Here is a 22,136-nt window from a genome sequence, read left to right as displayed (position 1 = left end):
GGTAACGGCCGCTCCTCCGCCGCCGCGGCGACCCTTTGACGGTGAGGGCCCCGGGGCCAGAATGGACGCCATGACCGCGAGCCCCGGCGATCCCTTTCGCGTGGTGTTCGTGTGCACGGGCAACATCTGCCGGTCGCCGATGGCCGATGTGGTCTTCCGGGGGTTCGCGGATGCCGCAGGCCTGGGCACCCGCGTCGCGTCGTCGAGTGCCGGCACCGGCGACTGGCACGTGGGCGAGCGGGCCGACCAGCGCACCATCGACGCGCTCGACCGCGCCGGGTACGACGGCACCCGCCACCGCGCCCGGCAGTTCACCCACGCCGACTTCGCGCACAGCGACCTGGTCATCGCGCTCGACCGCAGCCACGAACGGATCCTTCGGGGATGGGCGCGCAGCGAGTCCGACAGCGACAAGATCGCCCTCCTGCTGTCGTTCGACCCGGCGGCCTCGACGCTCGACGTGCCCGACCCGTACTATGCCGGGCCCGGAATGTTCGACGAGGTGCTCGGTATGATCGAGAGTGCGAGCCGGGCGCTCTTCCGGCAGCTCGAACCCGCGATCCGACCGGTGCACTGACGCCGGCGTCGCCCTCTGCGTTCCGACGGGAGCACCGTGACCTCTCTCCCCCCTCAGCCCCTCAGCCCGCTCGACGGCCGCTATCGCGCCGCCGTCACGGGGCTCGCCGACTACCTCTCCGAAGCCGGCCTCAACCGTGCGCGGGTCGAGGTCGAGGTCGAGTGGCTCATCGTCCTCACCAACCGCTCCCTGTTCGGCACGTCGCCGCTGTCCGACGACGACAAGGCGCGCCTGCGCGCGCTGTACCTCGAGTTCGGCCAGGCCGAGATCGACTGGCTCGCCGAGAAGGAGGCGGTGACGCGCCACGACGTCAAGGCCGTCGAATACCTCGTCCGCGATCGCCTCTCGGCGCTGGGCCTCGACGGCATCGCCGAGCTCACGCACTTCGCGTGCACCAGCGAGGACATCAACTCGACGTCGTACGCCCTCACGGTCCAGCGCGCGGTCCAGCGCGTGTGGCTACCCAAGCTGCGCACCGTCATCACCGCCCTCTCCGACCTCGCCGTGCGGCATCGCGATGCGCCGATGCTGTCAAGGACCCACGGCCAGCCGGCCACGCCCTCGACCATGGGCAAGGAGCTCGCGGTCTTCGCGTGGCGCCTCAACCGCGTCGCGGATCAGATCGACGGCGGCGACTACCTCGCGAAGTTCTCCGGCGCGACCGGCACGTGGTCGGCTCACCTCGCGGCCGAGCCCGACGTCGACTGGCCCGCTCTCACCCGCGGCTTCATCGAGGGCCTGGGTCTCGGATTCAACGTGCTCACGACGCAGATCGAGTCGCACGACTGGCAGGTGGAGCTCTACGACCGCGTGCGGCATGCCGGCGGCATCCTGCACAATCTCGCGACCGACGTGTGGACCTACATCTCCATCGGCTACTTCACGCAGATCCCCGTGGCCGGCGCGACCGGCTCGTCGACGATGCCGCACAAGATCAACCCGATCCGCTTCGAGAACGCCGAGGCGAATCTCGAGATCGCGGGCGGCCTGCTCGCGACCCTGTCGCAGACGCTCGTCACGAGCCGGATGCAGCGCGACCTGACCGACTCGACGACGCAGCGCAACATCGGCGTGGCGTTCGGTCACTCGCTTCTCGCGCTCGACAACCTGCAGCGCGGGCTGGGCGAGATCTCGCTGGCCGAGGACGTGCTGCTCGCCGACCTCGACGCCAACTGGGAGGTGCTCGCCGAGGCGATCCAGACGGTCGTGCGGGCCGAGATCGCCGCCGGCCGCTCGCAGATCACCGACCCCTACGCGCTGCTGAAGGACCTCACGCGCGGCCGCCGCGTCGGCGCCGCCGAGCTCGCGGAGTTCGTGAAGGGCCTCGACATCGGCGACACGGCGAAGGAGCGGCTGTTGGCACTCACGCCGGCGACCTACGACGGCCTCGCATCGAAGCTGGTCGACGAGCTCGGCTGACGCCCCAGGGGCGGCCGAAGGCGCGCGGGTCAGGCCTTGGGGTCGGCGGATGCCGCGGCATCCGGTCCGTCGTCCTCGTCGGGCAGCAGCACCGGCTTGTCGACCTGCTTCGCGACCTGCGCGGGATCGACGGCGAGCAGCAGCAGCGACACGATCAGCAGGACCGCGATGAAGGTGATGCCGGCCACGACGAGGGCGAACACGATCGCAGCCTGAGCCTTGCCGGCGCCGCCTGCCTGGAAGAAGCCCATCGAGACGAGGGTGACGATGCCGGCGAAGAGCGCAGCGCCGAACGCCAGCCCGAGGAGCTGCACGGGCTTCATGAGGTCGCGGCGGGTGGGGCGGTCGTCGCTCACGCGGGATCCTTCTGGTCGGCGGGAGCGGCTGCCGGAGCGGTCGTGACCGCGGCGTCCTTGCGCGGCGAGAAGCCGGCGATCCCGAGGTAGACGGCGACGATCGCGGCGTACGCCCCGAAGATGCCGACGCCGATGATGATGCCCGTCAGGGTGAACGTCTGCTGCGCGTCCTCGATCGTGTACTGCAGCGAGTAGCCGGCGGGGACGACCGCGAGGGCGAGGGCGAGCAGGATTCCGAGGGCGCCGACCACCACGCCGTCGCGGCTGTCGGAGCGGGGGCCCGGGTCGATCGCGGGGCGTGCGTCGGCGACCCCGGGAGCGACGTCGCGGCGAGCGCGCGGGCTGCGCAGCCCGCGCCAGCCCGCGATGAGCTCGAGCAGACCGCTGACGAGGGCCCAGGTGATGACGACGGCGAAGAAGCCCGCGATCGTGCGCAGCGGCATCAGCCCGCCGACCATGCCCGCCGCGAGGGTGACACCGCCGAGGGCGGCCGCCGGCCAGCGGCGCCCGGCGGGGTAGACGAGCCACACGGCGAGGAGGAGCACGAGACCCGTGGCGATCGCGAAACCGCTGAACACCGACATCCCGACCGGCGCGGAGTGGTCGGGCGAGAACGTGATCATCAGCGCGGCGAGCGCCGCGAACGCGGCACGCGCGAGCTGCACGTGGCGCACGTCGAACGTGCGGGCGGAAGAAGCTGAGGTCACGGCGGATTCCTGCGAAGCGGAAGGGATGCCTACAGTCTAGTTCGGGCTGCTGGGAAGGGCCGCCGGGCCCGGCATGACCGGAGGGGGCGTCGGGAGGGCGATGAGGCCGGCGAACGTGATGGCGGTGAGATCGTCGAGATGCCCGGCGATGACCTGGACGGACAGCGGGAGCCCGTCGGCGCTGAGTCCGACCGGCGCGGCCGTCGCGGGCAGATTGGCGAACGATGCGATCGAGGGCCACGCGAGCTGCGCCACGTACGGCTCGGCGCTGCCGTCCACGTCGATGCGGCGCAGGTCGTTGTCGGGCTCGTCGGAGAGAGGGAAGGCGACGGTTCCGTAGACCGGCGCGATGACGACGTCGAATTCGTCGAAGAGCCTGACCCACTGTCTGCGCACCGACAGCTGGCGGTCGAGCAGCTCGAACCACTCCCGCACGGGAAGGGATGGCGAACCGGCACGACCCCGCCGCGAACCGACCGCCCGCAGCATGGTGCGGTACAGCTCCAGGACCTCGGCGAGGTCGGGAAACAGCTCCGACGACCAGGACACGGTGGCACCCGCCGCGACCGCTCGATCCGCGGCATCCTGAACCGCCTCCTTCACGGCGGACGAGGTCGCCGCTTCGGGGTGCGTGTCGAGCGCCAGTACGCGGAAGTCGCGGAGGCGAGTGTGTCGCGGCTGCGGGAGATCGAGCCGGTTGGCCGGCGAGAACTCGTCGGGACCGGCGAGGAGCTCCACGGCCAGGGCAAGATCGCCGGCGCTGCGCGCGAGCGGTCCGATGACGGCCAGGGGCGGCTGCACTCCTGCGAGACCCCCTGGGGCGTGTCCCTCGGCGGCGAGCAGGTTCCAACTCGGCTTGTGACCGAACACGCCGCAGAACGCGGCAGGCACGCGGATCGACCCCCCGATGTCCGATCCGAGCTCGAGCGCTGTGTACCCGGCGGCGAGCGCCGCCGCCGAGCCGCCCGAAGACCCGCCGGGCGTGCGGGCGAGGTCGTACGGATTGCGGGTGCGCCCGTAGATCGGGTTGTCGGACTGCCAGTCGTCGAGCCACACCGGAACGTTGGTCTTGCCGATCACGATGGCGCCGGCTTCTTTCAGCCGTCGCACCGGCACCGCGTCGCTCTCGGCGCGGTGGTGTCGAAACGCCTCCGAACCCCACGTGGTCGCGCGGCCTCGCAGGTCGAAGCTCTCCTTGACGGTGATCGGGACGCCGAGAAGCGGCCGGGCGAAGGAATCCACGTCGCCGCGGGCCCATGCCTCGTCGGTGGCGGCTGCCTCGGTGAGCGCAGTCTCGAACTCGCGGACGACGACGGCGTTGACATGGCCGTCGTACGCCTCGATCCGTGCGATCGCCGCCGCACACAGGTCGGACGCGGTCCATCGCCCGGCATGCACTCCGGCGGCGAGCGCGGCAGCGGACATGCTGCCGAGGTCCGGGGCGCTCGTCGTCATCTCAGGCGAGAGAGTCGACGATCTCGACGAGCAGCTCGTACGTCGTGAGCGGGCTGATGATGGCGAAGCGCAGGACGGGCTCGCCCGCGTGCGAGCTCGGCACCACGAACGCCCGCTGCTCGTCGAGCAGCCGGTCGGACCACGCCTGGTAGTCGACGAGGCTCCATCCCTCTCGTCGGAACACGACGACCGACAACTGGGGGTCGCGCACGAGCGACACCCCGTCGCGGCGCTCGATCTCGTCGGCGATGCGGCGCGCGAGGTCGATGCCGTGCGCGATCGTCGCACGGTACTGCGCGGTGCCGTGGGTCGCGAGCGAGAACCACAGCGGGAGGCCCCGCGAGCGCCGCGTGAGCTGCACGGCGAGGTCGGACGGGTTCCAGTCCGGCGTCTCGGTGAGGGTGTCGAGGTACTCCGCCTTCTGGGTGTGCGCGTGCAGCGCGAGTGCGGGCTCGCGGTAGATCAGCGCGCACGCGTCGAACGGCGCGAACAGCCACTTGTGCGGGTCGACGATCACCGAGTCGGCGAGCTCCACGCCGGCGAACACCGGGCGCATCTCCTCGACGAGCATCGCGGCCAGGCCGTACGCACCGTCGATGTGCAGCCACACCTGGCGCTCCTTCGTCGCCGCGGCGACACCTGCGATGTCGTCGACGATGCCGAAGTTCGTGGTACCGCCGGTCGCGACGACCGCGAACACCGCGTCGCCGTGCTCGTCGAGGGCCCGCGCGACGGCGTCGCCGTGCAGCCGTCCGCCCGCGTCGGGGGCGGCGGTGACGACGTCGACGTCCATGACCGACGCGGCCGACGCGATCGACGAGTGCGCCTCGGCGCTGCAGAGCACCTTCCAGCGCGCCGGATCCGGGCGCCCGGCTTCGCGGTTGCGCTCGCGCGCGGCGTCCCGAGCCGTCACGAGCGCCGAGAGGTTGCCGATCGTGCCGCCCTGCACGAACACCCCGCCCGCGGTGGCCGGCAGCCCGAACTCCCGTGCGAGCCAGTGCAGCACCTCGTTCTCGGCGTAGACCGCGCCGGCGCCCTCCATCCACGAGCCGCCGTAGATGGCGGAGGCCGAGACGACGACGTCGAACGCGAGCGACGCCTTGCTCGGCGCCGACGGGATGAACGACAGGTAGCCGGGGTGGTCGGTCGAGATGCACGCGGGCGCGAGCACGTTCTCGAACAGCGCGATCGCGCGGCGCGAGCCGATGCCGTCGTCGGTGATCGAGCCCGACGCGAGACGGGCGAGGTCGTTCGGCGTCATCGGCTTGTCGAGCGGCACGTTCTCGAACAGGGCGCGGCGGCGCGCGTAGTCGAGCACGTCGTCGACGGTGCGACGAGTCTCGTCGGAGATGGCGTGCATCTGCTCGGGCTGCGAGGGGGCGGTCATCTGGTGCTCCACGGTTGGGTCGACACCTCACGGTAGGCGGTGCCGACGGCAACGACAAGCAGAGCGGATGCCGCGGCATCCGTCCGCTCGATCGGTCGGGGCGGTGTTGAGGATCAACCACCTCGGCAGGGTCACGGCGTCACCGCGGGGCGGAACTGCGGCGAGCCGAGCACCTTCTCGACGCGCAGTTCGAGCACGACCCGCTCGGGATTCACGCGGGGCTGCCGGTAGCGCGCCGCGTACAGCTCGACGGCGTGCGCGACGGCCGCCGCGTCGTCGGACACCCGCACCGATCCTTCGAAACTGATCCACCGAGCGCGGTCTACCGAGCAGACGGTGGCGCGACCGCGGCGCGCGGCGTTGAGGAACTTCTGCGAACCGCGCGTGCCGATCACTCTCACGAGCCCGTCTTCGTATGTGAAGCCGACGGGCACCGCGTGGATGCGGTCGCTCCTCCCGAGGGTCGACAGCGTCGCCAGGTGATACTCGGCGAGGAACTCCATCGCAGCGGGGGTCAGCACCCCTCCAGAATCGCACGTCAGCCGACGACGAACGTCACTTCCCAGCCGTCGTCTCCGGGAGCCCGCACGACCGCCGTGCCGGACTCCGCGCCGCGGATCTCCCACTCCCGTGCACCGTCGCCCGCGACCGAGACGACCGGGATGAGCAGCACGGCCCCACCCTCGAGCTCCGGCTCGGTCTCGTCGCCGGCGGGCAGCCGCAGCGTCGTGGTCGCGTCGACGGCGAGCGCGTACACCGCCCCGTCGTCGGCCGGTCCGACGAAGCGCGGGGCGGGCTCTGCGACGGGAGACTCGGATGCCGCGGCCCCGGGCCGCGGCGAAGCATCCTGACCCGGCTGCGGCCCCGCGCTCGCGCAGCCCGTCAGCAGGGCGACGAGCGCGAGCGCGGGGAGCAGCAGCCTCCGCATCTCCGGTCAGGGTCCGCTCTGCGTGGCGATCCGCTCGACGATGTCCTTCTGCGCCTTGATCTGCGCCGACGTCGACGCCGGGTTGACGCGGACCGTCTCGGCCGTGAGCATCGCCGCGCCGAACGTCGTGTCGGGCGCCAGTCCGCCGACCGTGTCGACCGGGGTGTCGAGGCTCACCGAGCCGTTGGCGAAGTTCAGCCAGGCGCCCAGGGCGTGCTGGTCGAAGATCACGTCGGCGGGCGACTTGGCCGGGTTCTGCAGCACGAGCGTCGCCGCGGCGCGGGTCGAGGCATCCTTCTCCTCGCTGAACACCAGGCTGAAGTGCCCGACGATGTCGAGGTAGCACTGCAGCTCGGCGGGGGTGAAGTCGTTCGACTTCTTCACGCGGTACTGGTTCAGCCACCAGCCGTGCCCCTTCGACACCGTGGCGTTACCCGTCACCACGACGGCGGCGGTGTCGGTGGCGGAGACCCCGCCGTCGTCGTCGGTCGCGGTGAGCCCCAGCTCGTAGAGGCACGCGTCGCCGTAGATGTGGCTCTCCTCCATCGTGACGTCGCGCGGCTGCACGGACGGCGATTTCGGCGGGTCGGCGAACGGCGGGTTGACGAGCGACGTCTGGGCGTCGGAGGTGCCGTCGCCCCACTCCCACGTGAGGGTGAGGTCGTCGCTGCCGGGGTCGGTCGTGGTCGCCGGCACCGTCAGCTCCTCACCGGCCTCGAGCACGAACGCCGACTGGCCGTCGTAGACCTCTTCCCCTGACGTGTCGATGGTCGCGGTCGGATCGACGTTCGCGACCGCCGCCACCTCGGTGTCGCAGTTGCCGGTGGTGTCGTCGTCGGCCGCGCACACCTCGACGGTGAAGTCCCCGTCGTCGCCGTACTGATGCTGCACCTCGAAGCTCAGCGTCGCGTCGGGACGCGCGTTCTCCTCGCTGCCGGTCAGCGCGACCGCTGCGGCGCCGTCGTCCCACGAGATCGTGGCCGACAGGTCGTCCAGCCAGCCCGGGTCGGTCACCGTGCCCGTCACCGTGACGGTGCCGAGCTCGTCGATCGGGGCGATGGCGTCGATGACGACCGTGGGCGCCACGTTGGCGACGGTGACCGTCGTCGACGCCTCTGCCGTGCGGCCGAACTCGTCGGTCACCCGCAGGCCGATCGTGAAGACGCCGTCCTGCCCGACCGTCGTGAACGTCGGCGTGGGACCGGTGGCGTCGTCGTACTGGCCGTCGCCGTCGAGATCCCATTCGTACGACGCGATCGCGCCGGCGCTCGCGTCGGATCCGGCCGCCGAGCCGCTGCCGTCGAGCGCGACATCGGTCCCCTCGTCGGTCGCGTACGGTCCGCCCGCGTCGGCCGTCGGCTCGCACTCGGCGGGCACGTCGTCGCTCGCGGTGGGCACCGTGTCGAGTCCGGTCGTCGATGCCGTGCCCAGGCCCCGGTCGGCGAACGCCGACCAGATGAGGCAGCGGTTCGCGCCGCCGTCGGCGGTGAGCAGCGCGTCGCGCGCGTCGACGTACGTCGGGTTCGCCGGCGTCGCCTTCATGCCGTCGAGCACGAGGGTCGCGAGCGGCTCGACACCGCCCGGGAAGAGCTGGCCGATGTCGTAGATCGTCGCCGCCCAGATCTCGCCGTTGCCGTGTCCGCTGCCGGAGCCGGTGTTGTACGACTGGTACGTGCGCGTCGACAGGTCGTAGCCGACCGAGCGGATGCCGTTCACGGCGTCGCCAGTGACGTACTCGCCCACCACCGCGTCGTCCCATTTGAGGATCGAGATGACGTCGCTCCACCCCTCGCCGAGCGCGCCGCGCTGATCGAAGTCGTTGTAGCCGAGGTTGCCGCCGCCCACGAGCCGGCTCGAGACCCCGTGGCCGTACTCGTGCGCGATGACGTCGCCGTCCATGTCGCCGTCGCGGAACGGGCGGCCGGGCGCCCACATGTACATCTGCATGCGCGGGCTCGCGCCGTCGGCGGGAGTGCCGAAGTTCGCGTTGTTGAGGCAGCGGATGGCCACGTCGTCACCGGGCGCAGGCGTGCCCTGGTCGTCGATGCAGCCCATGTCCCAGCCGTCCTGCGCCTCGGCCAGCACCGGGTCACCCCCGCTGCCGCCGTTGCCGAAGTTGTCGACCTGGAAGTTGCCGCTCGCCTCGTCGAAGCCGTGCCCGTAGAGCCAGTCGTGCATCACGTTCGTGTAGTAGAAGAGCTGCGTGATGACGGCGTCGCGGTCGGCGTCGAGCGCCGCCACCGAGTCGACGTCCGCGGTCGTGCGCCACGCATCCGTCCACGTGTACGCGAAGTGCTGGTACCCGGGGTCGCCGCTGGCCGGCGTCTGCGGCTGGTACTCGTTGTTCGAGTCGTCGTCGTTGCGGTCGAGGTAGGCGTTGACGTTGTTGCCGCTCGTCGTGCGGTCGTCGACCCACGTGCCGTTGACACCCGAGAACGAGGTGGTCTGACGCGTCGCGCCGGCCGCCTCGGGGTGCTCCTCGCGGAACACGTCGCCCTCGGGGCCGGCGTGCGCGTAGCGGCTGCGCTGCTCGATGACCTCGCCGGTGTTCGCATCGACGACCGTCTCGAACCACGCGTGGTCGGACGACTCGATGTCGGTGAGCCACGCCAGCCGCAGCGCCGTGCCGTTCGCTTCGGGGTACCAGACGAGCTCGGACGTCACCGGCGCGGGCTCCGTCACCCCCTCGGCGTAGACGTTCGGATACTCGCGGGGCTTGGCGGACTTCGTGTTCGCCTCGCGCAGCGGACGGCTCGCGTCGGCGTCCTGCGCCTCGGCAGCAGCGTCGATCGCCGCAGCAGCCGTGAGCCCGGCCGACGTTCCCGAGCCGTCACCCGGCGCGAGGAACCCCGCCATCGTGAGCAGGCTGCCGTCGGCCGCGACCACACCGGTCATCACGGCGTCGCGCACCCGCAGACCGTCGACCCGCTGACCCAGATGCACCGCGGTGCCGCCGCCCTTCAGCGGCAGAGCCTTGTGCACGTAGACGCCCGCGGCGAGCTGCGGTGTGAGGCCGAAGTCGGCCGCGTGCGCCTGCACGTAGGCGAGTGCGACGTCGCCGGGCGCCGCGCCGCTCGGCTCCGTGAGCGGATCGCCGTGGACATCGGCGAGCACGCGGCCCGTCGCCTCGTCGACGACGACCCTCGGCGGCCCGGCATCCTCGTCGGGCGCTGCGGCCGCGGGTGCGACGAGACCTGAGACGAGGAGAGCGCTCGCGAGAACCGCTCCCCAACCCAACCGGACGACATGCGACGATGCAGACATCGTGGCCCCCTCAACGAGACCCGCGGCGCCCCCAACCGGCGCGGACAACGGGTCTCAAGCCGCGCGGCACGATACTCCCGCCGCGCGTGAGGCACAAGAGCTCTCGTCGTCGCGAACCGGTCAGGATCGGAGAAGCGGATGCCTCGCCCCCGGGAATAACGTGAGGATCACAGGCCGGGTCCCCGGCCGAACACCGTGAAGGAGAAGGCTGATGAGCGAGAAGGCGACGACATCGGGCGGACTCACCGCCGACGAGCGGGCCGCCGTCAAGGAGCGGGCGAAGGAGCTGCGCGCGCAGGAGAAGGCGGGCAAGAACCGCGAGGCCGGGACGAAGGCGGTGCTCGAGGCGATCGCGAAGCTGGATGCCTCCGACAAGGCGCTCGCCGAGGGCCTGCACCGCATCGTGTCGGAGGTCGCGCCCGACCTCGTGCCGAAGACCTACTACGGCATGCCCGGGTACGCCAATGCCGACGGCAAGATCGTCGTGTTCATCCAGCCCGCCGGCAAGTTCAAGACCCGGTACTCGACCGTCGGCTTCGAGCACCCGGCGAACCTCGACGACGGCGACATGTGGCCGACGGCGTTCGCGCTGCTCGCGATCACGCCGCAGACCGAGAAGCGCCTCAGCGACCTCGTCAAGGCCGCGGTCTCGTGACCCGCGACGGGGGCCGGCCGAGGCATCCTGCCCCCGTCGTCAGGCCTCCGGCCGGCCCGTGATGCCCGACGTCGTCAGCCGCCGAAGCGGCCGATGAGGCGCACGAGCGTCGGCAGCCCCCGCGAAGTCGCGGGCGATCCGGTGAGACGCTCGACGACGGGCGTCGCATTGCTTTCCCGAGGTCTCTCGTTCGACGACACCACCCAGCCCGGGCCCGCGTCGACGATGACGCAGCGCCGGCGCGCCGCTTCGCCCACGACGTCGGGATCGGAGCGATCGATGATCCCGCCGGCGTGGAGGGTCAGCTCGCGGCGGTCGGCGTCGGCCGCACCGGCGTGCGCCTCCACGATCGCAGCGACCTGCTCGAGGGCCATCGCAAACGTCTCGCGCTCGACTCCTGACCGAGCGGCGAGCGCCTGCATCGCATCGACGACGGCGGTTCCCGGGTCATCGGCCGCGAACACGACGGTGCCGTTGCTCTGGAAGCACGCGGGGTCGCGGCATCCGGCGTCTTCGAACGCGTCGAGCAGATCACGCGTCAACGGATGCCCACGCTGGCCCTGGTTGAGGTTGCGCACGAAGGCGACGTGGAGCACCGGCTGCCTCAGTCGCTCAGGCGGTAGACCGACACGTGGCTGGTTGATTCGCCGGTGAACTCGCCGCGGCTCCAGTCGGCCCAGCGGCTCTCGAGCTCGAACCCGGCGAGGCGCGCCATCAGATCGAGCTCGCTGGGCCAGATGTAGCGATGCGGCGAGCGCCCGATGCGCGCGTCGCGGCTGCCGATGACCTCGGGATCGAAGCGCACGTGGTGCGAGACGAGCAGCTGCCGCAGCGTGTCGATCGTGTCGACGAGCAGGTAGCCCGGCTCGCTGACCTCGACCGTGCCGCGATGCCCCGGCGCGAGCGCGCGCAGCTGCGGAACCCACAGCTCGATCACGAAGCGCCCGCCGGGCTGCAGATGGCGCGCCGCGTTGCGGAAGCACTCGATCTGCTCGTCCTGGGTGAGCAGGTTGGAGATCGTGTTGAACACGAGGTACGCCAGCGAGAACCGGCCGTCGGCGCGGGCCGTCGTCATGTCTCCCTCCACGACGGGCAGCCGGTCGCCGTCGACCTTCTCGCGCAGGCGGGCGATCATGGCGGTGGACAGCTCGATGCCGACGACCTCGACCCCCGCGCCCCGCAGGGGAATCGCCACGCGTCCGGTGCCGACCGCGAACTCGACCGCGCGGCCGCCGTCAGCCAGCTCCGCCAGCAGCTCGACCGTGGGCCCCAGCACGTCGTCGGCGAACATCCCCTCGCCAGGGGTGTCGTACTGCCGCGCGACGTCCTCGTCCCAGATCCGCTGCTGATCGAACATTCCCGCCATGATCCCGGTCGGCCGCCGTCGGGTCAACGGGTGCATCGCGGGGCGGGTTCGTGCCATGTCGTTCATCCGCCGCCGCGGTCGATTGACCCGCGCGCGAGCGCGCTGGGAGGGTCGAACGCGAGTGCTCGGAACACCCTTACCGAGCGCGCTCGACCGGCGTCGACGATGACGCCCGTCTCCATCCCCCCACTAGGAGAACGATGAGCACACGTAGGAAGTGGATCGGAGCCGCGTCCGCGGCGGTGGTCTGCGCGGCGATGATGATCTCGCCGATCGGTGCCGCCGCGGCGCCGACGCCCACACCGGGCGGCGGGTCCGCGGCATCCGATCCCGCAGGTCCCTTCGCCGAAGGACGCCCCGGCGGCGGATCGCTCGGCGCGGCACCGGAGGCCGGATCGGCCGCAGGCGCGAAGCTGTACGAGAAGACGAAGGGCGACGGCTTCCAGCCGGTCGACTCGATCGGCTCGTCCGGCGCCGCCGCCGACAAGCTGGGCGCGGCCGACACGAAGCTGCTCCAGCAGGCGACCGTCGACGAGACCGAGACCGTCACGGTCATGATGGTCGCCCGCAAAGGCGCGGCAGACGACGTGGTCGCCGCCGTCGAGAAGGTCGGTGGCACGGTCGGCTCGGTCACCGAGAAGCTCGGGTACGTGCGCGCCACGGTGCCGACCGAGAGCGTCACCGACCTCGCGGGCATGTCGGTCGTCAAGGCGATCGACCTGAACCGCACATTCCGCATCCCGTCGCCGGAGGTGGGGACGGATGCCGCGACCCCCGCGACGCGCGGCGCCGGCCCCGCCGCGCCCGACGCGAAGACCCCGGCCGCGAACCCCTACATGCCGGTGCAGGAAACCGGTGCCACGGACTTCATCGCGGCGAACCCGGCCTGGGACGGCCGCAGTGTCGTGGTCGGCGTGCTCGACACCGGCGTCGACGTCGACCACCCGGCGCTCCAGAAGACGAGCGACGGCAAGCCGAAGATCGTCGACTGGGTCACCGCGACCGACCCGCTGGCCGACAACGACGGCACGTGGGTCGAGGTGTCCGATCGGCGCACCGGACCGTCGTTCCGCTACGGCGGCTCGACCTACACGGCGCCCGAGGGCGACTTCATGATGGGCTTCTTCTACGAGCTCGCCACGTCGGCCGGCGACTTCGAGGGCGACCTCAACCGCAACGGCGACGTGTACGACGCCTACGGCGTGCTGTACGAGCCGTCGACTCACCGCATCTGGGTCGATTCCGACGACGACAAGGACTTCACCGACGCCCCGGCGATGGCGCCGTTCGCCGTCGACCGCCAGATCGGCCATTTCGGCGCCGACGACCCGGCGACGCCCGAGAACGAGCGCGTCCCGTTCGTCGTGGAGTACCGCGACGGCGTCGACCTGACGCCCGCCGGCTACCCGGGCGAGACCGCCAGCTTCGTCAGCATCGGCCTGCCGTCGGCCTCGCACGGCACGCACGTGGCGGGCATCGTCGCGGCCACATCGATGTTCGGCGGCAAGATGCACGGCGCCGCCCCCGGCGCGCAGATCGTGTCGTCGCGCGCGTGCACGTTCGACGGCGGGTGCACGCAGGCAGCGCTCACCGAAGGCATGATCGACCTCGTCGTCAACCGCGGCGTCGACGTGGTCAACCTCTCGATCGGCGGCCTCCCGCCGCTCAACGACGGGTCCGACGTCATCGCCGACCTCTACGACCAGCTCATCGACCAGTACGGGGTGCAGATCGTCATCTCGGCCGGCAACGACGGGCTCGGCACCAACACGGTGAGCTCGCCGTCGGTGGCGGGCAAGGCGATCTCGGTCGCGGCATCCGTCAGCTCGGCGACGTGGTGGGCGAACTACGGGTCCAAGGTGAAGGCCGAGCGCGGCATCTTCGGGTTCTCGTCGCGCGGTCCTGCCGAGAACGGCGCCCTGGCCCCGCAGCTCGCGGCGCCCGGATCGGCGGTCTCGACGATCCCGATGTGGCTCGCGGGCCAGGCGGTGCCCGAGACCGGGTACGACCTCCCCGCCGGCTACGGAATGCTCAACGGCACGTCCATGGCCGCTCCGCAGGTGACGGGCTCCGCCGCGCTGCTCCTCTCCGCCGCGAAGGCCGGCTCGGTGACAGTGACCCCCGCCGGGCTGAAGACGGCGCTGATGGGCACGGCGCGGCCGATCCCCGGCATCCCGACCACCGCTCAGGGCGCAGGCGTCATCGACACCGTGGCCACCTGGGAGCAGCTGTCGAAGAAGGTCGCGACCACCGCCATCTCGGTGTCCGCCCCCGTTTGCAGCTCGTTGTCGGCGCTGCTCGAAACGCCGCACACCGGTGCGGGCGTCTACAACCGCTGCCTCCCCGCGGAGGGCGGTCAGGTGACCGGCGAATCCAAGACGTACGAGGTCGGCGTGACGCGCACGAGCGGCGGGAGCGGCAACGTCGTGCACCGCATCGGCTGGATCGGCAACGACGGCACGTTCAGCGCGCGCTCCGCGTTGCCGCTCAAGAAGGACCGGGCGGCCGACATCTCGGTCACGGCGAGGGCGAAGCACTCGGGCGTGCACAGCGCGATCATGACGATCGACGACCCTGCGACGCAGGGCATCGACCAGTTCGTCGCGGTGACCGTGCTCGCCACGACGCCGCTCACCGGTCCCGACTACGCGGTGACCGGCAAGGGCACGCTCGGTCGCGGCGCCAGCACGTCGATCCTCGTTCCCGTCCCCGAGGGCGTCGAGGCGCTGCAGCTGACGCTTGACGGCGTCGCGGCGGGCAGCCAGGTGCGCGTGCTGCCGATCGACCCCGACGGCATGCCGGCTGACTCGAACGCGAGCAACCACTGCTACACGGACTACGTCGACCCGGCGGAGTGCGACGCCGACGATCGTGCCGTCTACCGGCCGAAGCCCGGCGTGTGGGAGTTCGTCATCGAGGCGCGCCGCACATCGGCCACCGAGGCGAACGCCTACTCGGCGAAGGTCGCGCTGCAGGGGATGAGCCTGGAGCCGGTCTCGACGACGCTCGACTCGGTCACGATGAACGAGCCGACCGCCGTCAGCCTCACGGGCACGAACGCGTTCGGCCCGGTCGACGCGCGCGTCGCCGAGGGAGAGGTGGGCACGATCGCCAACCTGTTCTCGACGGTGTCGCAGGGCGAGATCACCGCGAACATGCTCTACGTCCCGCGCGGGGCGACACGGCTCGATATGACGCTCACTCCGCGCGAGGCAGCCGATCTGGACTTCTACGTCTACTTCGGCGGCACGCCCGTCGGCGTCGGCACGACGACGGGCGACGGTGCCGAGCGCATCGTCATCGACGACCCGAAGCCGGGCACGTACTACCTCGTGGTCGCCGGCGTCTCCGTCCCCGATGGCGGCGTGATGTTCGATTACCACGAGGAGATGTTCTCGAAGGGTCAGGGCACCGTGAAGCCCGCCGGCGACGCGGCGTTCGCGCTGTCGGCAGGGGAGTCGATGCCGGTCGAGGGCGCGCTCACCGTGGCGGCCCGCCAGCTGTCGAACGAGCCGATGGTGGCCCGGGTGCGGGTCGCCAACGAGCACGGCACGATCATCGGCGCGGCTGCGGTGAACATCTCGAAGGTCGAGGTGCCGCAGCTCGACGTGGTGAGCTGGGCACCGCCCTTCGTCGGTGCGGCGCTGACCGACGACGGCACGGTCGCCGGCGACCGTCAGTACGAGGCTCGCATGACGCCCACCACGTGGACGGCCGACGGCGGATTCGTGAACCTGCCGATGGGTGACAGCGAATACGGATCCGCGCTCGGCATGAACGACCACCATGTGGCCGTCGGTGTCGTGACCGACAGCTCGTGGAGCTTCGTCCCTGCGATGTGGGCGGCCGACGGCACGCACACCGTGATCGGCGCGCCCGACTGGCGCGACTACTCGGGCGGCTATGCGACGGCGATCAACGACGCCGGCACGATCGTCGGATTCGGCGAGCTGACGGCGCAGGAGCCCGACGGCACCTGGCGCAGCTACAGCGACCCGTTCGCGCGCTCGGCCGACGGCACGTTCACGAAGCTGGCGCACCTCTCGAGCGACCCGTCCGCGTCGCAGACGCGAGCGCTCAACGACGCCGGAACCGTCGTGGGCAGCTCGCACACCGCCGAGCACGACCCGCATGCGGTGATGTGGGATGCCGCAACCGGCGAGGTGCGCGATCTCGGCACGCTCCCCGGCGAGTGGTCATCGACGGCCATGGACGTGAACGCGTCGGGAACCGTCGTGGGCACGAGCGGGCATGACGCGTTCGTGTGGACGGAATCGGGCGGCATGACGCGCCTCGCCGACTACGGCTACGACGCGACGGCCGAGAAGGTGTCGGACGATGGTTGGGTGCTCGGCACGGTCGAGCTCGCGCCGTACTTCGCCGTGTCGGCGATGTGGGACCCCCAGGGCCGCCTGTGGGATCTGTCCGGCATGGTGCCGGTCGAAGAGGGCGAGTGGTTCATGGCCACCTACAGCTTCGACATCAACAACGAGCACCAACTGATGCTCTACGGCGAGGGCGGTCCTGACGGGTCGCCGTCGAGCACGGTGCTGCTCGGCATCCCGGAGGGCATGCGCGACTAGCGCTCGCCCCGCGTCCCGTCGAACCGTCCGCCAGGTTCGGCGGGACGCGGCGCTTTCACGGCATCGTCCCAGCGTTCACCCGGCCGACTCGCCACCGAGCGCGCGCACACTGGACCCCATGTGGTGGAGTTTTATGAGCGCGGTGAAGCGCGGCGAGCACCGGGTCGCTCCGGCTACGTGGGTCGTCGGCGCCGCCGCCGTCGTCTACACCTTCGCGCCGATCGACCTCATCCCCGAGCTGCTGCTCGGGCCGTTCGGCCTCACCGACGACCTCGGAGTCTGGGGCATCCTCGCGGTGCTGTTCGTCCGCGAGCAGCGACGCTGGCAGGCGGGGCTGACCGTCAAGGCGTAGCGCTGCGGGCTGCGTTCACTCGCCTGGGTGGGCGTGGTCGGTCGTGTCAGGCACGGCGCGGGCGACGTCGGCGATCTCTTCCTCGGGTCGCGGCGCGATGTTCTCGTCGACTTCGATCTCGGGGACGCTCAACAACAAGGGCCAGCTGATGGCGGACGCGGTGCGCAAGGGGCTCCTCTGCTGTGGGCCCGCTGGCTAGCATGCGTCGCATGGTCATCAGATTCGAGAACGTGGGCATCGCCGTTCGCGACCTGGAGGCGACGATCGCCTTCTTCACCGACCTCGGTCTCACGGTCGTCGGGCGTGACACCGTGAGCGGGGAGTGGACCGACACCGCCGTCGGCCTCGACGGCAATCACGCCCGCATCGCGATGCTGCAGACACCCGACGGGCATGGCCAGATCGAGCTCTTCGAGTACATCCACCCCGACGCGATCGAGACCGAGCCGACGATGCCGAACGAGATCGGCATGCACCGCGTCGCGTTCTCGGTCGACGACATCGACGCGGCGCTCGAGATCGCGGCGCGGCACGGCTGCCACCCGCTGCGCGGCGTCGCGACGTATCAGGACGTCTACAAGCTGACGTACGTGCGGGGCCCGAGCGGGATCATCGTGATGTTCGCCGAGGAGCTGAAGAAGGCGTAGCCCGCGCGCGTCGGTCAGCGCGGGGTCAGGCCGGCGCGCCAGCGGCTGTGCTCGCGCGCGAAGAGGACGGCGAAGATCGTCCAGACGCCGGCGTCGTCGGCGAAGCCCAGCGGTCCGAGCAGGAGCTCGGGGATCAGGTCGATCGGCGCGAAGGTGTAGACGACGGCCGCGATCGCGGCGACCCACGTCGTCGGGGCGACGCGATGCTCACGCGTCCTGACCGCCTTGAGAAACCTCCACATGCATCCAGTGTGCGGCAGTCTCAGGTCCGTCGGCCCAGGTCAGACAACGAATCGGTCACGTTCACGCCACGGTGAGCAGCGCGACTTTGAGCCACAGCGTCAGCGCCCGCCGCTACTGGAAGTCCCCACCCGGGGCCATGTCGGTGAAGCGTGAGAAGTGGCCCTGGAACGCGACGGTGATCGTGTCGGTGGGGCCGTTGCGGTGCTTGGCGACGATCAGGTCGGCCTCGCCGGCGCGCGGGCTCTCCTTCTCGTAAGCGGCCTCGCGATGGAGGAGCACCACCATGTCGGCATCCTGCTCGATCGAGCCCGACTCACGCAGGTCGGAGAGCGCCGGCTTCTTGTCGGCGCGCTGCTCGGCGCCACGGTTCAGCTGCGACAGCGCCACGACGGGCACCCCGAGCTCCTTCGCCAGGAGCTTGAGGGCTCGGGAGAACTCCGACACCTCCTGCTGACGCGACTCGACGCGCTTGCCGCTCGTCATGAGCTGCAGGTAGTCGATGACCACCATCTTGAGACCGGCCTTCTGCTTCAGCCGCCGGCACTTCGCCCGGATTTCGACGAGCGTCATGTTGGGGCTGTCGTCGATGTAGAGCGGTGCGTCGTTGATGCGCCCGCGGGTCGCGGCGATCGTGGTCCAGTCGCGCGAGTCGAGCGTGCCCTTGCGCATCGCCTGCAGCGGGATCGAGCCCTCGGCGCTCATCAGGCGCATCGCGATCTCGCTGCGACCCATCTCGAGCGAGAAGAAGATCGTCGGCATGTCGTGCTTGATCGCCGCCGCGCGGGCGAAGTCGAGCGCGAGCGTCGACTTACCCATCGCGGGGCGGGCCGCGATGATGATCATCTGACCGGGGTGCAGGCCGTTGGTGAGCTGGTCGAGTCCGGAGAAGCCGGTGGGGATGCCGGTCATCTGACCGTCCCGGCCACGGGCGGCTTCGATCTCTTCGACGGCGGCGTCGACGGCGATCGTCAGCGGGACGTAGTCTTCGGCTGCCTCGGCGCCGGTGACCGAGTAGATCTCGGCCTGGGCGTTGTTGACGAGGTCGAGCGCCTCGCCCTGACCCGAGTACCCCATCTGCACGATGCGCGTGCCGGCGTCGACGAGTCGGCGCAGCAGCGCGCGCTCCGAGACGATCGACGCGTAGTACCCGGCGTTGGCCGCAGTCGGAACGATCGAGGTGAGGGTGTGCAGGTAGTCGGCGCCGCCGGCCCGCTGCAGCTCGCCCGTCTTGATGAGCTCGTCGGTGACGGCGACGACGTCGGTGGGCTCGCCGTGCGAGTAGAGGGTGAGGACCGCCTCGAAGATCAGCTCGTGCTTCGGGATGTAGAAGTCGGTGCCTCGGAGGGTCTCGATGACATCGGCGACGGCATCTTTCGACAGCAGCATGCCTCCGAGCGCGCTCTGCTCGGCGAGGAGGTCGTGCGGGGGAGTGCGCTCGAATTCGCGCGGGCCGCCCATGCGCTCTTCGGAGATGTCGGCGATCGACATAGGTGCAGGATCCTCCACGTCGTTCGATTCCGTCACGGCGGCTCGCCGGGAAGCTGGGCACGGCGCTGCGAGAGGGGGACCGGATGCCGCGACCGCTGCGCGATCGGAAGCCGGCACTGACCCGGATCCCGTCTTCACAGACGTGCTCTGCCTCCCCCCGGAGGGCCGATGACCAACGTAGGCAGGGGGTGCGACAGTCGCAACAGCGGCTGTGGATAACTGTGTGGAAAGACTGCGAGAAACGCCGGTAGACCTGTGAACAACGACTGTGGAGAAGTCGGATGGATCTCGCTCCACCGTCTCCATTTTCAATCGCTGACCGGGAGTTCGCTGTTCCACAGGCTGTGGAGGACGATGTGGTTGAAGTCCCGCTTGAAGGTTCGTCGTCGAACCTTCACCTGTGCACAATCCCGCCGCTGTGTCCAGCCCGATTCCGCACCGTCGACCCCGCGAGCGCAGGGGTGTAGACACGCATTCGGGAGAGCGCTACCCTTTTCAGTCCAGGCACCCTCAGCGCATTCCACTCGGAATGTGCGGCGTTACTCGTCGTGGGAGGTGAACGTGGAGATCGCAACCTCGCAGTCGTTGTCGAGGATCTGGCGACTGGCCCTTGTCGGGGCCGCGACCGCGTTCGCCTGGGTCGTCCTCTCCCTGCTGCTCGGGCTCGGTTCCGGGCACGCGCATGCGGAGGACGCCGACGACGGGGAAGGCCTGTTGGGTGCCGTGACGTCCGTCGTCGACGAGACCGCCTCCGCCGTGACCGGCACGGTGACCGGGGCCACGGCGGGCGTCACCGAAGTCGTGAACACCGTGGTCGAGGTCGCTCCCGCTCCGGTGCAGCAACCGGTCCGCCAGGTGGTCCAGTCCGTCGGGACCGTCGTCCAGAAGGTGACGCAGCCCGTCGTCGAGGTCGTCTCCGACGATGTCGTCGGTGCGGTCACCGACCCGGTCGTCGAGGTCGTGACGCAGGTTCCCGTCGTCGGTGACATCGTCACCGGAATCGGCGCCGACAAGGCAGTCGAAGACCTCGCCGACACCGTGGACGAGACGCTCGGCGGTCTCACGGGCGCCGTGGAAGACACGGGCGCCGCCATCGGCCAGCCGTCGACGGGCTCGCCCGTTCTGCCTCCCGTGAACCCCGCGCTGCCGCGCACGCCGGCCGTTCTCGACGAGCCGGCGGCCCAGCCGTCGGCCGACGGGATGACGGCGACGGCGGCCGCGTCGGGCGGGGCATCCGCTCTCCTGATCTTCGACGGTGCGTACGAGCCCGGCTCCGCACCCAGCGCCTCCGTCCTGCCGTCCACCGCGTCATCCGACGCGCGTGGACCCCTCACTCCGGCGGGAGGACTCTGCCCGCCGTCCGCTTCTTCCTCAGGACCCGGTGGTGCGGGTCCTGGCGCCTGGGCGCTCGTCGCCTTCGGTCCGCTCGCCGCTCTCCGTGCCTGGGGGCGTCGTGCCGGACCCGAGGACGAGCACGCGCCGCCGGCGCCCGCAGGATCCACCGACGTCTCCCCTGACTGACCCGGTCGCCGCCGCCTCTCGAGGCGGATGAGCATCAGCGCGCCCTCACGCGCTGCGACCAACTTCAGTCAACAAAGGGGAACATCATGCGCACTTACGTAAAGCGCGCCCTGCTGGGCACGCTACTGGCCGGCGGCATCACGCTGCTCGGCGCGACGGTCGCCAACGCGGCCGAGACGACAGGAGACGACGGGCTGCTTTCGGGCACCCAGGCCCTCCTCGACGTCAATCTCCCGGTGACGGTCAGCGGCACTTCGCTGTCCGTCCTCGGCGACTCCACGAGCGAGCAGGCGTCTACGCCGGCTCCGGCTCCCGCCCCTGCGGCCCCAGCCGCTCCGACCACGAGCGGCCAGAGCGGCACCGCATCGGGCACCCAGGCCGTCGTCTCGGTCAACGTCCCGGTCACGGTGTCGGGCAACTCGGTGTCTGCCGTGGGCGACACTTCGTCGACGGATGCCGCCACCACGGCGCCCGCTCCGACCAGCGCGCCGTCGGGCTCGGCCTCGACGTCGGGCGACGACGGCCTGCTGTCCGGCACACAGGGCCTCGTCTCGGTGAACGTCCCGATCACGGTGAGCGGGAACGCCATCTCGGTCGCGGGCGACAGCGAGAGCGAGGGCGCCACGACGGCGCCGGCCGCCGGCTCGAACGGCGGATCGAGCACCGAGGCGATGACAGACGGCGAGGACTCGATCCTCGGTGGCTCTCAGGTCGTCGCACCGGTGACGGCTCCGGTCACGGTGAGCGGAAACGCCATTTCGGTGCTGGGTGACAGCAGCAGCGAGGGCGCGGCCACGACGGCGGGCTCGGCAGGCGGCGCGGGCACGGCGTCCGGCGGATCGACCAGCGGCGAGGACGGCATCCTGGGCGGCACCCAGGTGCTCGCCCCCGTCACCGCACCGGTGAACGTCGGCGGAAACGCCATCTCGGTGATCGGCGACAGCTCCTCCTCGGGCGGCACGGCCGCCCCCGGCGGAACCGGAGCCAACGGCGCCTCCGGCGAGACCGACGGCACCGACGGCGTCCTCGGCGGCACCCAGGTGCTCGCACCCATCGCCGCACCCATCACCGCCGGCGGAAACGCCATCTCGGTGATCGGCGACAGCTCGAGCGAAGGCACCACCACCGGTACCACCGGCGGCACCGGCAACGGCGCAGCCGGCGAGACCGACGGCACCGACGGCGTCC

Annotated in this window: 20 protein-coding genes; 8 read left to right on the top strand and 12 right to left on the bottom strand. The window is 70.8% G+C overall.

The features are described from left to right. Positions 1-70 precede the first annotated feature (70 nt). Both OB08_RS02575 and purB read left to right on the top strand, forming a co-directional pair. Complete coding sequence (locus OB08_RS02575) at positions 71-577, top strand: low molecular weight protein-tyrosine-phosphatase (RefSeq protein WP_461471806.1); 507 nt, start codon at positions 71-73, stop codon at positions 575-577. Positions 578-613: 36 nt separating this feature from the next. Further along, positions 614-1,996, top strand: coding sequence for an adenylosuccinate lyase (purB, locus tag OB08_RS02570; protein ID WP_461471804.1), 1,383 nt, complete (start codon positions 614-616; stop codon positions 1,994-1,996). Positions 1,997-2,025: 29 nt separating this feature from the next. Here purB and OB08_RS02565 read toward each other — a convergent pair whose 3' ends face one another. The 7 genes from OB08_RS02565 to OB08_RS02535 form a co-directional block, all read right to left on the bottom strand. Further along, positions 2,026-2,352, bottom strand: coding sequence for an amino acid transporter (locus OB08_RS02565; protein ID WP_461471802.1), 327 nt, complete (start codon positions 2,350-2,352; stop codon positions 2,026-2,028). Beyond that, complete coding sequence (locus tag OB08_RS02560) at positions 2,349-3,059, bottom strand: acyl-CoA synthetase (protein ID WP_461471800.1); 711 nt, start codon at positions 3,057-3,059, stop codon at positions 2,349-2,351. Before OB08_RS02560 ends, OB08_RS02565 begins: the two co-directional genes overlap by 4 nt. Positions 3,060-3,095: 36 nt before the next feature. Then, the gene (locus OB08_RS02555; protein ID WP_461471798.1) at positions 3,096-4,514 is read right to left on the bottom strand and encodes an amidase family protein; all 1,419 of its coding nucleotides are present in this window, start codon (positions 4,512-4,514) and stop codon (positions 3,096-3,098) included. A gap of 1 nt (position 4,515) precedes the next feature. Then, entirely contained in the window at positions 4,516-5,901 is a 1,386-nt protein-coding gene (locus OB08_RS02550) for a pyridoxal phosphate-dependent decarboxylase family protein (protein WP_461471795.1), read from the bottom strand. Between the two features lie 131 nt (positions 5,902-6,032). After that, the gene (locus OB08_RS02545; RefSeq protein ID WP_461471793.1) at positions 6,033-6,422 is read right to left on the bottom strand and encodes a TIGR03618 family F420-dependent PPOX class oxidoreductase; all 390 of its coding nucleotides are present in this window, start codon (positions 6,420-6,422) and stop codon (positions 6,033-6,035) included. A gap of 17 nt (positions 6,423-6,439) precedes the next feature. After that, on the bottom strand, positions 6,440-6,829 hold the full coding sequence (locus OB08_RS02540) for a hypothetical protein (protein ID WP_461471792.1): 390 nt from the start codon (positions 6,827-6,829) through the stop codon (positions 6,440-6,442). Between the two features lie 6 nt (positions 6,830-6,835). Further along, positions 6,836-10,093, bottom strand: a complete 3,258-nt coding sequence (locus tag OB08_RS02535; RefSeq protein ID WP_461471790.1) for a M36 family metallopeptidase — start codon at positions 10,091-10,093, stop codon at positions 6,836-6,838. 211 nt (positions 10,094-10,304) lie between these two features. On the opposite strand from OB08_RS02535, the gene OB08_RS02530 reads away from it, so the two are divergent. Then, the gene (locus OB08_RS02530; RefSeq protein ID WP_461471788.1) at positions 10,305-10,748 is read left to right on the top strand and encodes an iron chaperone; all 444 of its coding nucleotides are present in this window, start codon (positions 10,305-10,307) and stop codon (positions 10,746-10,748) included. A 74-nt stretch (positions 10,749-10,822) separates the two neighbouring features. Here the strand turns inward: OB08_RS02530 and OB08_RS02525 are convergent, their stop codons facing one another. Continuing rightward, complete coding sequence (locus tag OB08_RS02525; RefSeq protein WP_461471786.1) at positions 10,823-11,344, bottom strand: DUF1697 domain-containing protein; 522 nt, start codon at positions 11,342-11,344, stop codon at positions 10,823-10,825. 8 nt (positions 11,345-11,352) lie between these two features. After that, positions 11,353-12,105 (bottom strand): class I SAM-dependent DNA methyltransferase, encoded by a 753-nt coding sequence (locus OB08_RS02520; RefSeq protein ID WP_461471887.1) that lies wholly within the window; start codon positions 12,103-12,105, stop codon positions 11,353-11,355. Positions 12,106-12,314: 209 nt separating this feature from the next. Here OB08_RS02520 and OB08_RS02515 point away from each other — a divergent pair, with 209 nt between their 5' ends. Together OB08_RS02515 and OB08_RS02510 are read left to right on the top strand one after the other, a co-directional pair. Beyond that, positions 12,315-16,697: a S8 family serine peptidase gene (locus tag OB08_RS02515; RefSeq protein WP_461471784.1), complete on the top strand. Its 4,383-nt coding sequence runs from the start codon at positions 12,315-12,317 to the stop codon at positions 16,695-16,697. Between the two features lie 133 nt (positions 16,698-16,830). Beyond that, positions 16,831-17,049 carry a DUF1232 domain-containing protein gene (locus OB08_RS02510; protein ID WP_461471782.1) on the top strand — a complete coding sequence of 73 codons (219 nt, stop codon included), beginning with the start codon at positions 16,831-16,833 and terminating at the stop codon, positions 17,047-17,049. Between the two features lie 15 nt (positions 17,050-17,064). Here the strand turns inward: OB08_RS02510 and OB08_RS02505 are convergent, their stop codons facing one another. Further along, positions 17,065-17,217 carry a hypothetical protein gene (locus OB08_RS02505; protein ID WP_461471780.1) on the bottom strand — a complete coding sequence of 51 codons (153 nt, stop codon included), beginning with the start codon at positions 17,215-17,217 and terminating at the stop codon, positions 17,065-17,067. Positions 17,218-17,258: 41 nt separating this feature from the next. On the opposite strand from OB08_RS02505, the gene OB08_RS02500 reads away from it, so the two are divergent. Next, complete coding sequence (locus tag OB08_RS02500; protein WP_461471778.1) at positions 17,259-17,696, top strand: VOC family protein; 438 nt, start codon at positions 17,259-17,261, stop codon at positions 17,694-17,696. Positions 17,697-17,710: 14 nt separating this feature from the next. Here the strand turns inward: OB08_RS02500 and OB08_RS02495 are convergent, their stop codons facing one another. Together OB08_RS02495 and dnaB are read right to left on the bottom strand one after the other, a co-directional pair. Then, a complete protein-coding gene (locus OB08_RS02495; protein ID WP_461471776.1) occupies positions 17,711-17,938 on the bottom strand; it encodes a YkvA family protein in 228 nt (75 codons plus the stop codon). Positions 17,939-18,050: 112 nt separating this feature from the next. Then, positions 18,051-19,427, bottom strand: coding sequence for a replicative DNA helicase (dnaB, locus tag OB08_RS02490; RefSeq protein ID WP_461471774.1), 1,377 nt, complete (start codon positions 19,425-19,427; stop codon positions 18,051-18,053). 561 nt (positions 19,428-19,988) lie between these two features. Between dnaB and OB08_RS02485 the strand changes: the two genes are divergently transcribed. Then, positions 19,989-20,948 (top strand): hypothetical protein, encoded by a 960-nt coding sequence (locus OB08_RS02485; RefSeq protein ID WP_461471772.1) that lies wholly within the window; start codon positions 19,989-19,991, stop codon positions 20,946-20,948. Between the two features lie 86 nt (positions 20,949-21,034). Further along, on the top strand, positions 21,035-22,136 hold a 1,102-nt coding region (locus OB08_RS02480), incomplete at its 3' end, for a chaplin family protein (RefSeq protein ID WP_461471770.1).

This window comes from Microbacterium sp. HJ5, from assembly GCF_054824025.1.
Note: the sequence above shows the minus strand (reverse complement) of the source record. Positions and strands in the feature narration are given on the sequence as shown.

Excerpts from the sequence above, each read along its gene's own strand:
- OB08_RS02575 (WP_461471806.1), top strand. The coding sequence starts at position 71 with ATGACCGCGAGCCCCGGCGATCCCTTTCGCGTGGTGTTCGTGTGCACG.
- OB08_RS02555 (WP_461471798.1), bottom strand. The coding sequence starts at position 4,514 with ATGACGACGAGCGCCCCGGACCTCGGCAGCATGTCCGCTGCCGCGCTC.
- OB08_RS02550 (WP_461471795.1), bottom strand. The coding sequence starts at position 5,901 with ATGACCGCCCCCTCGCAGCCCGAGCAGATGCACGCCATCTCCGACGAG.
- OB08_RS02540 (WP_461471792.1), bottom strand. The coding sequence starts at position 6,829 with ATGCGGAGGCTGCTGCTCCCCGCGCTCGCGCTCGTCGCCCTGCTGACG.
- OB08_RS02535 (WP_461471790.1), bottom strand. The coding sequence starts at position 10,093 with ATGTCTGCATCGTCGCATGTCGTCCGGTTGGGTTGGGGAGCGGTTCTC.
- OB08_RS02530 (WP_461471788.1), top strand. The coding sequence starts at position 10,305 with ATGAGCGAGAAGGCGACGACATCGGGCGGACTCACCGCCGACGAGCGG.
- OB08_RS02520 (WP_461471887.1), bottom strand. The coding sequence starts at position 12,105 with ATGTTCGATCAGCAGCGGATCTGGGACGAGGACGTCGCGCGGCAGTAC.
- OB08_RS02515 (WP_461471784.1), top strand. The coding sequence starts at position 12,315 with ATGAGCACACGTAGGAAGTGGATCGGAGCCGCGTCCGCGGCGGTGGTC.
- OB08_RS02510 (WP_461471782.1), top strand. The coding sequence starts at position 16,831 with ATGAGCGCGGTGAAGCGCGGCGAGCACCGGGTCGCTCCGGCTACGTGG.
- OB08_RS02500 (WP_461471778.1), top strand. The coding sequence starts at position 17,259 with ATGGTCATCAGATTCGAGAACGTGGGCATCGCCGTTCGCGACCTGGAG.
- OB08_RS02495 (WP_461471776.1), bottom strand. The coding sequence starts at position 17,938 with ATGTGGAGGTTTCTCAAGGCGGTCAGGACGCGTGAGCATCGCGTCGCC.
- dnaB (WP_461471774.1), bottom strand. The coding sequence starts at position 19,427 with ATGTCGATCGCCGACATCTCCGAAGAGCGCATGGGCGGCCCGCGCGAA.